Source organism: Pseudooceanicola atlanticus, from assembly GCF_000768315.1.
Taxonomy (GTDB): Bacteria; Pseudomonadota; Alphaproteobacteria; order Rhodobacterales; family Rhodobacteraceae; genus Pseudooceanicola; species Pseudooceanicola atlanticus.
Genome location: NZ_AQQX01000037.1, coordinates 1 through 9,868, shown reverse-complemented (window position 1 = coordinate 9,868; position 9,868 = coordinate 1). Strand labels below are relative to the sequence as shown.

9 protein-coding genes and 1 pseudogene are annotated in these 9,868 nt (G+C 59.4%); 8 read left to right on the top strand and 2 right to left on the bottom strand.

What is annotated here, in order from left to right:
* Positions 1 to 278: 278 nt before the first annotated feature.
* The 4 genes and pseudogenes from ATO9_RS25020 to repC all read left to right on the top strand — a co-directional run bounded on the left by ATO9_RS25020 (position 279) and on the right by repC (position 4,863).
* Positions 279 to 617, top strand: a pseudogene (locus ATO9_RS25020) (DUF736 family protein).
* 494 nt (positions 618 to 1,111) lie between these two features.
* Positions 1,112 to 2,323 carry a plasmid partitioning protein RepA gene (gene repA, locus ATO9_RS23170; RefSeq protein WP_043755193.1) on the top strand — a complete coding sequence of 404 codons (1,212 nt, stop codon included), beginning with the start codon at positions 1,112 to 1,114 and terminating at the stop codon, positions 2,321 to 2,323.
* 103 nt (positions 2,324 to 2,426) lie between these two features.
* Positions 2,427 to 3,422 carry a plasmid partitioning protein RepB gene (repB, locus tag ATO9_RS23165; protein ID WP_043755191.1) on the top strand — a complete coding sequence of 332 codons (996 nt, stop codon included), beginning with the start codon at positions 2,427 to 2,429 and terminating at the stop codon, positions 3,420 to 3,422.
* A gap of 160 nt (positions 3,423 to 3,582) precedes the next feature.
* Complete coding sequence (gene repC, locus ATO9_RS23160) at positions 3,583 to 4,863, top strand: plasmid replication protein RepC (protein ID WP_043755188.1); 1,281 nt, start codon at positions 3,583 to 3,585, stop codon at positions 4,861 to 4,863.
* A gap of 12 nt (positions 4,864 to 4,875) precedes the next feature.
* Here the strand turns inward: repC and ATO9_RS23155 are convergent, their stop codons facing one another.
* Complete coding sequence (locus ATO9_RS23155; RefSeq protein WP_156127954.1) at positions 4,876 to 5,934, bottom strand: tyrosine-type recombinase/integrase; 1,059 nt, start codon at positions 5,932 to 5,934, stop codon at positions 4,876 to 4,878.
* Between the two features lie 22 nt (positions 5,935 to 5,956).
* On the opposite strand from ATO9_RS23155, the gene ATO9_RS23150 reads away from it, so the two are divergent.
* The 4 genes from ATO9_RS23150 (at position 5,957) to scpB (ending at position 8,216) form a co-directional block, all read left to right on the top strand.
* Complete coding sequence (locus tag ATO9_RS23150) at positions 5,957 to 6,178, top strand: type II toxin-antitoxin system CcdA family antitoxin (protein ID WP_043755186.1); 222 nt, start codon at positions 5,957 to 5,959, stop codon at positions 6,176 to 6,178.
* A gap of 12 nt (positions 6,179 to 6,190) precedes the next feature.
* Complete coding sequence (locus ATO9_RS23145; protein WP_043755182.1) at positions 6,191 to 6,484, top strand: CcdB family protein; 294 nt, start codon at positions 6,191 to 6,193, stop codon at positions 6,482 to 6,484.
* Positions 6,485 to 6,729: 245 nt separating this feature from the next.
* Positions 6,730 to 7,614, top strand: coding sequence for a DUF1403 family protein (locus ATO9_RS23140; RefSeq protein ID WP_043755179.1), 885 nt, complete (start codon positions 6,730 to 6,732; stop codon positions 7,612 to 7,614).
* Positions 7,615 to 7,616: 2 nt separating this feature from the next.
* The gene (scpB, locus tag ATO9_RS23135) at positions 7,617 to 8,216 is read left to right on the top strand and encodes an SMC-Scp complex subunit ScpB (RefSeq protein ID WP_043755177.1); all 600 of its coding nucleotides are present in this window, start codon (positions 7,617 to 7,619) and stop codon (positions 8,214 to 8,216) included.
* Here scpB and ATO9_RS23130 read toward each other — a convergent pair.
* Positions 8,200 to 9,564, bottom strand: a complete 1,365-nt coding sequence (locus ATO9_RS23130) for a hypothetical protein (RefSeq protein WP_238318859.1) — start codon at positions 9,562 to 9,564, stop codon at positions 8,200 to 8,202. The two genes, scpB and ATO9_RS23130, sit on opposite strands and share 17 nt — an antisense overlap.
* Positions 9,565 to 9,868: the final 304 nt, after the last annotated feature.

The window sequence follows — 9,868 nt, the reverse complement described above, 5'->3', positions numbered from 1 at the left end:
CGAGTAGCTTAATTTACGCCAGATCCTGTCCAAGAGATGGGGAGTAGCTCACCCTTTGTCTGAGTTGCATGACATGCTGGTCGCAGCTGTCGTCCCGTCCACAAAGGTCGCCGCCGATCTTTTTTCCCCTAACCCACCAAAGAACAGGGGTGGGCCATTCCTCGCGGACCAAAAAGACCGGCGCCCGCCCCTCTCCGCTCACGCTTCGCCTTCGGTGTGGCCGGGCCTTGGCCAGCTGCCAGGTGACCATCATTGCAACACAAACAAGGAGAAGAGCTATGACCACGAGCTGCATCAAATTCACCAGCGCCGACATCGAAACCGCAAAGGGCGTCGGCTCCATCTCGACGCTGACCTTCGACCTCGACATCACGGTCGAACCCGTCGCGAGCACGAACCCTTTGGCCCCCGCGCACCGCGTCCTCGGCCGCTCCCCGCGCGGCAAGCTGGTTTAGTGCGGCGGCATCTGGAAGAAGCAGAACAAGGAGACCAGCGCCGACTACTTCACGCTGACCATCCGCGACCACGGCTTCAACGCCAACCTCGGCAAGGCCGCGAACCAGGACGATCTGTCCCTGCAGGCCGTCATCCCCTGGGGTCCCAAAGACGCAGCGTGAAGCATAGAATCGGCTGGGGCTACCCAGCCGATTCCCGCTGTTTATCTTCCCTCTGGTAAGACTTGCTTATGTTTTAGAGTACCCTGGTCGATACGCTTGGCCGAAGTAAATGATTGCAGATCGGATCCGAGTTCGTGCTGACACATACTGCTTCCTTGTCTTGGTTTTCCGGGCTTGCACAGGCGCGTCTATGCCTCGAGTTGGTTCCGTTTTGACAGCCGTGCAAAGATAGAAAAGGCAATAAAAGCAAATAATTGCGACGGGAGAGACGCGAAGTTTAGGTCAACTTCTGATCTGCTGATGTCGAAGAAGTTCCCATATATTGGGCGGCCATCTTCCGCGATCACTACAATTTGTCGGAACATCTAAGCCAGCAGGTGTCTCGGTGGAGTTCGAGCCATCGGGTGAAAATCGTTGTTAAGACTCATTTTTCTGTGTAGATGACAGTTTAAAGAGCGAAATCGCCGAAAAAGCGATATTTAGAGGGCAGGCAGATGCGAGAACGGTCTTTTACGGCTGATACGAAGGATCAATCCTTCGACGAGATCATCCTACAGCAAGGAGAGTTGATTTCCGACCGCCTCAATATGTTGCGTCAGGAACAGTATCCTCCCGACGCTCAAAAAGGTCTACGTCAGTTTTCATTGGCCGAGGTTGCCTACTATCTCGGCGTGACGCAGTCGACCATTAAGAAGCTTCATCTCGAAGGCAAAGGTCCTGAACCTGAAACATCGTCGTCCGGGAGGCGCAGCTACTCGGCCGAGCAGATGCTGGAACTGAGAGCTTATCTCGACAAGCATGGCCGCCCCGGAAAACGCCGTTATGTCCCCTATCGGCAACCTGGCGAAGAACTGCACGTCGTGTCTGTCGTGAACTTCAAAGGGGGCTCGGGAAAGACCACTACCGCCGCTCACCTCGCGCAGCACTTGGCGTTGAAAGGGCATCGAGTTCTTGCGATCGACTTGGACCCTCAAGCGTCGCTCACAGCTTTGCACGGCATTCAGCCTGAACTCGACAACGTGCCTTCGCTCTACGAGACACTTCGGTATGATGACGAGCGCAAGCCGATCACAGAGGTGATCCGGCCAACAAATTTTCCCAACCTAGATATCGTTCCGGCAAGTCTCGAGCTTCAAGAGTACGAATACGATACCCCTGTTGCTTTGACGAGTAGCGATCCCCATGAGGGCCGTACCTTCTTCACTCGTATATCGAAGGCGCTTAGCGAGGTTGATGACCGCTATGACGTGGTTGTGATCGATTGCCCTCCTCAGCTGGGCTACCTCACACTCACTGCTCTCACGGCTTCTTCCTCGGTCATTGTGACGGTCCATCCTCAGATGCTGGACGTCATGTCGATGAGCCAATTTCTCCTGATGCTGGGCGGGATCATGAAGACGATCCGTGACGCTGGAGCGAACATGCGCCTGAAGTGGTTCCGTTACCTTGTAACGCGATTTGAACCAACGGACGGCCCCCAGAAGCAGATGGTTGGGTTCCTCCAGGCGATGTTTCCAAATCAGATGCTGTCGGCTCCTGTGCTAAAATCTACGGCGATCTCCGACGCTGGGATCACCAAACAGACGCTTTACGAAATTGAGCGGTCTCAGTTCGTGCGGACTACTTACGACCGCGCAGTGACTTCTTTGAATGATGTGAACGACGCGATCGCCGAACTGATCCACAAGGCTTGGGGGCGTGAATGAATGAGGTTTTGACAGCCGTGCAGAGAGCCAGTTTTGACAGCCGTGCAACTGTCGAAATGCGCGCAGCGCGTAGGTTGGATTCTGACGAAAAGGAGATGGCTTGATGGCGCGCAAAGACCTCCTGAAGAGCGTCATGGCCGGCTCGCCGGAGCAGCCCAAGGATTCCGGTCGCTCTGGATACGCAATGCGCGGTGCATCGAAATCGATGAAGGTTTCGATTGATAGCCTTGCGGAGAACTCGAAGCGTCTTCTTGAAGGCGAGACCATTGTCGAGATCGATCCGCAATTGATCGATGTGTCATTCGTCTCGGATCGGCTTAGTGATGACGATATTGCGTTCAACGAACTGAAAGCATCGATCGCGGCCGGTCGCCAGGACACACCGGTATTGCTTCGACCGCATCCAGAAGCAGATGGTCGCTACATGATCGTCTTCGGGCATCGCCGTGTGCGAGTTGCATCGGCGCTCGGCCGTAAGGTTCGCGCAGTTGTAAAGCCGATGGACGACGTGGCCCACATTCTTGCTCAAGGGCAGGAGAACACTGCGCGCGCAGATCTCTCATTTATTGAGAAGGCCCTATTTGCGAAGAGCCTTTTGGATATGGGGCAAGCAAAGGACGTGATCCAGTCCGCCCTGACCATTGACGGTACTTTGCTTTCGCGCATGCTTTCAGTGGCGCAGAACGTCCCGCGGAACGTCATCGAACAGATTGGCCCAGCCAAGCAGATCGGGCGTGATCGTTGGGAGGATTTCAAGAAGTTGGCCTCGGAGCCCAAGAATGAGAAGATCCTCAAAGGAGCTTTGGAGTTCGACGGTTTTCAGGGTCTCGATAGCGATGCACGCTTCGAGTTCCTGCACAGCAAGCTAGCAGAAGCGGGCAGGGCGCCGAAAAGCCGAAAAACGCGTGCCACGCCCAAGAAACGTACTTGGACCGCCGGCAAAGGCCGCATCAAAGGCGTCATCGGCCGATCCGGAAAGGCATTCAGCATTTCACTCACGGCGCAAGACTCGACCGAGTTCGGGGACTTTCTCTCGGGCCGACTCGATCAGCTGTACAGTGAATTCCTCGCGACGAAAGAGGAGCAGTCAGAACAATGATCTAGGCAAAAGAAAAGCCCCCAAGCAGCGTGGCCTGAGAGCTAATCTGAAAAGTTTGGTCGCTTAGAAGATATCTCTCCCGCGAATCACTGTCAACAAGAACGCCACTTCGGCGAACGGCTTTCTTTTGCCTCCACATAACTGGAGGTGAGAAACAGGCATGAAACATACAGGTTGGCGCAAGCCGACACCGGGTCTTGGCATCGCAGAGCAGCTTGCCCAAGCCGGTGAACAGGTAGCCATTCCCAAAACGCAGGCCTTCGTGGCCGTGAAGCGGGTAGGGGCCTACATCGGCCTCAAGGCCGGAGACATGATGCTCCTCGACACGCTCGGGGCATTCACCCAGGCCCAGGACTGGGAAAAGGGGCAGCGCCCGATCGTCTGGGCGTCGAACGCCTATCTGATGGAGCAGACCGGGTTTTCGCTCTCTGCTCTCAAGCGCCATGCGCGGCGACTGGCCGAGCTCGGTGTGATTTCCTTCCAGGACAGCCCCAATGGCAAGCGGTGGGGCCGCAGAGACGCCAATGGCCGCATCGTCGAGGCCTATGGCTTCGATCTGTCGCCGCTTTCGGCTCGCGCCCTTGAGTTCGAGGAGCTTCATGCCGAGTTGCAGGCCGAACGCGAGCTCTGCCAGCGTCTGAAGCGTCAAATCACGGTCGCCCGCCGGATGATCCGCGCACGAATCGAAGCCGCAGTCAGCAGCGCGTTGCGCGGGCCCTGGACACAGTTCACGGGCCTCTTTGATGAGCTTCTGGATCGGCTTCCGCGCCGCCATGAAGCCTCAGATCAACTGGCACGGCTGCTGACCTGGTTCAAGGAGCTTCAGGAGCGTGTTGAAGCCGCCTATCTCAAGGCAATTCAGGCGGTTGAGCCTGTGGAAAATATGCAGCAAACTAAGGAACAAGTTTCTGAGAAAACTCAAGAAATGAACCCCAGGGAGGTCATTTCCGACCCCCATATACTAATTACAAACCAACTTAATCCTGTAATACGTAATTCCTCAGAAAAAGAGGAAGCGGCGGCCGTGGTGCCCAATGCCCAGCCCGAAGATCAAGTTGATAGGGAGCTGGAAGACTGGGTTGTCGAGGTGCGCAAGAAGCGCACGGCGCTGGATCTGCCAACCATCATGCAAGCCTGTCCGGAGTTTGCATCTTGGGCCCGCAATATGGGCGGGTTCCTGAAGGATTGGGGCGATTTGCACCGGGTTGCGGGGCAACTCAGGCCAATGATCGGGATCTCGGAACATGCCTGGAACGTGGCGCAAGACCGAATGGGCACTCAGGTGGCAACGGCAGCGTTTGCCCTTGTCTTCGAGAAGCACAGCGCGGGAGAAGTTTCCTCGCCGGGCGGATATCTGCGCGGCATGGTCGAGAAAGCAGGGGCAGGGGAGTTGCACCTCGAGCGTAGCTTCTATGGCAGGCTCAGCGGGCAGGCCGCGTGATGGGGCTGGGGGTCAGAGGCCGGCGGCTTTGGTAAGGTTCACCCGGAACCGGTCGCGGCGGCGTTGGTAGCGGCGGGTCATTTCGGCGGAGGCGTGACCGAGCTGTTTCTGGACATAGCGTTCATCCACTTCGGCTGAACTGGCGAGGCCGGCGCGCAGCGAGTGACCTGAGAACAGCGCCAGGCGCTCTTTCTCGGGCCGCTCGGATCTTATGCTGGAATCCAGGACCGTGCGCTTGATCAGGCGGGCCACATGTTTGTCGTTCAGCCGCGTTTCCGAAGCACGTTTGCCATCGCGAGATGTGCCGACGAAGACAGGGCCGAAGTCGATCTTTGCGAAGTGCAACCACTGTTCCAGAGCATGCACGGGGCAAGTCTGATCCCTCGAGCCGCGGCCGATCTCGACCTCGCGCCAACCGGTCTTGGCATTGAGGGTCAGGAGGGCGCCCATGTCGAAGAGCTCAATCCAACCGCCAGAATCTGGTGTGTCGTCTTTGTGGACGTCGAGGCTGACGATTTCCGAGCGGCGCAGACCTCCGGCATAGCCCAGAAGCAGGATTGCCCGATCCCGCAAGCCTCGCAAATCGAAGGGCAGGGTGGCCACCATCGCGAGGATGTCCTCGGCCAGGATCGCCTCCTTTTGCACCGGTGGGCGCGCATGCTTGCGCTTGATCCCCGCCAGAACGGTGGCGATGTGGCGGTTCTTGCGATCGAGGGTGAGGTCTCGCTGCGCGTAGTTCCAGGCGAGACCCGACAGGCGCCGGTCGATGGTCGAGACCGATAGGGCAGGGGAGGGGCCCGACCCGGACGCCAGATCCGCGAGATACAGTCCGATCATCTCGGGGGAGGGCGGCAGCGGCTCGGTGCCCTTCATCCGGCACCAGCGCGCGAAATGTTCCCAATCCTTCGCATAGGCCTTGAGTGTGTTCTCCGAGGCCGCGGAGCGCGCATAGTCGCGGGCCGTGTCGACGAGGCGGTCAAGTGTGCCGGAACTGGCCACAGAGGCGGGGAGTGTGATCCGGTCGCTCTTGTCTTGATCGGGACTTGCACCTGACTTATACTCCTCATCCATACGCATTCTCCGGGAGGTCTCTGTGGGCCGCGTGAAAGTCAATCTGACCCTCGACGCCGATGTCGCGGAATCGGCGCGGGCGCTTGGCCTCAACATGTCGCGGCTGGCCGAGGCGGCGATCATCAAAGCCGCCAAGGTGGAACGCAACCGCCTTTGGCGAGAGGCGAACCAACCCGCAATCGACACCTATGCCGAAGAGATCGCCAAGGAAGGTTTGCCCCTCGCGGCCTTCCGCAGTTTCTGAGGACCACTTGGTATGGCACAGTTCGATCTGTATCGCCTCAAGGGTGGCCAACTTGTCGTTGATTTGCAAACCGATCTGATCGGCATTGACGCCTCTCGTATCGTGGCGCCATTGCGCGAGGCAAGCCGGTATGTGGCCTTTCCGGGTCTCACGCCCGCTGTCGCTTTTGAAGGGACGACGTTGATCGTGCGGGTTCAGGAACTGGCCGCGGTGCCGGGCGCGGAGCTTCGGGACCAAGTTGGATCTCTGGCCGATCACCGCGACGCTTTGAAGCGCGCCATGGACATCCTGATCGACGGGGTGTGAACCGATCCCAAAGTGGAGGCGGGTCAAATCCTCGACGTCAGAGCAATCTCTCTCGTTGTCCTCGCTGGACGAAGACCCGATTGGTGCTTCTGAGCTCGATTTCTCGTGATCTTCTGACATGTCGCGGAGCATATCTTTTCATGTCCGATAAGGCAAACTTACTGGACATGACAGCGTCCGGCAAGCCGGGGCGGTTACTGCGCTATTATCTGGCTAAAAGCGCCGCGCACCTGTAGGCTGCGGCCATGACATTTGCCCGGCCGGATCCCCTCAGCGCCCCTGGCACCCCGTCCGGGACACCCTCCTGGATCTCTTCCGCGCGCGCGGAAGCCCTTGAAGATGCTGCGTTCTTTTCGGGTGCTGCGCTTTGCCAGCTGCATCTTGTGCTGGAACGCGAAGCGGTGCCCCTCGCCCTGCTGCGGGACAGGCTGGCGTTGCGTGCCGCTGCGGCCTGCGTCGCGTTTTCCGGGCGTCCGGAGCGGGCAGCGGAGCTGCGCGACGCGGTGCATCTGCTGCGTCCGGGGGACCTGCCGGGACCGGCGGGGGCAATGTACCTCGCCTGGCGGCGCGCGGTGGAACGGCCGGTGTCGGTCAAGGCGCTTGCCCGCGCGCTGCCGCATGTCGAGGCAAGTCGGATTGCGAGCTGGCTTGACGCGGGACGGGGAACTCCGATGACCCGCGCGGCGATGGGTCTGGAAGCGGTATGGGCGGAGGCGCCGCGTGCCGATGTGACCGCCTTGATCCTGGCCGATGCGGCCCTCGCCCAGGCCCTTGGCTGGACCCATGTGGTGCCGCTGCTGGCCGCGGGCCTGACGCGCGCCGATCTGCGGAAACGGGGCGAGGACCTGCGGATGGCCTGCCATCGGGCGCTTCTTACCTCGGCGGTCGATGCCCTGCGCCTCTCCGCCGACCTTTCCCGCCGGGCGGCACATCTGAAGGCGGTCGCGCCCCGGCTGCGGGCCAGGGGAGCAGGGGAGGCGGTGGAGATGTTCCTGGCCCGCGACGCCGTGGCCCCGTCTTCCCTGCCGTTGCCCAATCGCGCGGCGCGACGGCTCTGCGACCGGCTGGTCGATCTTGGCGCGGTGCGCGAGTTGACGGGCCGCGATACCTTCCGGTTCTACGGGGTATGAGCATGGCCAGACATCGACGCGACCCTGAGCTTGACCGGGACCTAGCGGATCTGCCGCCAGAGTTGCGCTGGCGCGAATGGATGCGCCGGATCGAGGCGGTGCTCTTTGCCTCTGCCTCCCCTGTGCCGCGCGAAGATCTGGCGCGGGTCGTGGGGCAGGGGGTGTCGGTCGATCTTCTGGTCGAGGACCTTACCGCCGATCTGGTGGGGCGGACCTTCGAGATCGCTCAAGTCGCCGGCGGCTGGATGTTCCGGACCCGGGCGGCCTACGCGCCAGCGATCCGCGCGGCAGCGGATGTCGGCAACCAGTTGCTGGATCTAAACGAATTCGACATCGCGGTGCTGGCCGCCATCGCCTACCACCAGCCGATCGCCCGCGACGGGTTGAAGGACATCTTCGGCAAGGAGATCAGCCGCGACCTGATCGGGCGGCTGCATGCGCGAGAGCTGATTGGGACTGGGCCTCGGTCGCCGCGGCGCGGGGCACCCTATACCTTCGTCACCACCGAACAGTTCCTTGTCGCCTTCGGGTTGAAAACCCTAGGCGACCTCCCCGACCGTGAGCAACTCGACGATGCCGGTCTCTCTATTCGTGCAGGTTAGCCATCTCGGGTTTATCCTCGTCTTCGAGCGTGACAATGCTTTGCGAAAGGAAGGGGTGAAAGTCCGGCAACAATGACATGATGCTCCCGTCTTCTTGGAGGAATTCATGCGCTGCCCCGGGTATGAGATCTGGATTGAGGGGAATACGTGCATTCGGGTTATGAAGGACCACCATTCCCTCCACCCACGTCTCGGTCGATTTTGGCCCGACTTCTTCTTCGAAGGGGGTTGGGAAGGGGGCCTGTGAATTGTTGTCGTTACGTTTCATTCCCATGCGCACCATTTTGACCCGCGGATCGCCGAACCCGGCCGCGATGCCCAGTCGGTTGAACTTGGTGATGGTGCCCTGCGGGTTGATCAAAACCGCGCTGACGTTCTCGGCCCCTGCGAGCTCAAAGAACCCAGATTGTGCCCGTTTCTTTCCGTGGCGGTGCATGCCAATCTTGGCAATCTTGCGTTCACCGCCCTCTATCCAGTGCCGTACTCCGAAGACGTATTCCGTGGCCGCGGACGTCAGGTATCTCATGGAACCCTGGAGATGAAAATCCTGTACGGCGATACAAAAGGGAATGCCCTCCGCGCCCGCTTGTTCCCAGTAAGGTGGCCTGTGATTGAGCTTTGACCTGAGAGCCGTGGATAGTCGGATAGGTACGTAGTTCTCGAGGTATGCCTTGAAGGCCTGGGGATCTTCGGGAACCGCGTTTGGCCCAGCACTGGATGGGTTCACGCTCGTGGCTTCGATGGCGAGACTTCCTTGGTTTCCTCGCAAGACGAAATCGGGGGTTGGACCTTGGCCCACGCGAACGAACCCAAGCTCGTTGAAAGTTGCGAATAAGTAGAGTTCCCAGAGCAGTGCATCCCAGCCCGCTGCTTGGAACTTCTGCACAAAGTTTCCATCGACGTCTTCGTGGTAGCGCATCATGGCTGAGATTATTTCCCGTGCCGGGGAGTACCTCCTGTCCTCGAGCAACATGCGGAAGGCCGGGTGGAAACGATCATCGTCGATCACGGGTACGAAGAAATCAACGGCGGCGCCGGTTTCATCGCCCTGGTGGAAGGCCTCGTCGGGCTTGGTCGCGTTTTGTGCCATGGCTTGCATGAGCGCATCGTAGGCGCCACGGGCAGTCGAATAAGAGGTGTTGGCTTGGATTGCCCGAAACCGATCGACAGCATCGCGTCCAAAAACTGCCCAACCGTAGTCGTCGTCAATCCGGTCCCACACGAGCGTCCCGAGAACGCGCTCTCCGGGATCGCTAAACCAATCTAATTCCCGCGTGAGCAACGTGATCGCGGGATGTCGCGTGTATCCTGCCAAGGCCTCGAAACGGCGACGATCCAATTGAGTCATAATCATTTTCTAGGTTCGCGTCCGTGCTAGCCTTTGCAATCGAGATGGGTTTAATTGCTCCCACTCCAAGCGTCCCAATGCGCAATACTGTAGGCGTCAGTTCCAGACCACCTGCTGGTTTGTCCCTCAGGAGGCAGCGGTCTTCTTTGGACGCCGCGTTGTGGTCGGATAGCCGAACGCGAGAAATATGTGTGAAACATGGATCGATCCGTGGGGCGGCCCTGCGGGCGCCGCACGGTCGTGCTCTGTATCAAACTGAGCTACCCCCCGAAATTCGGACACTGACATAAGCTATGATTTGCAG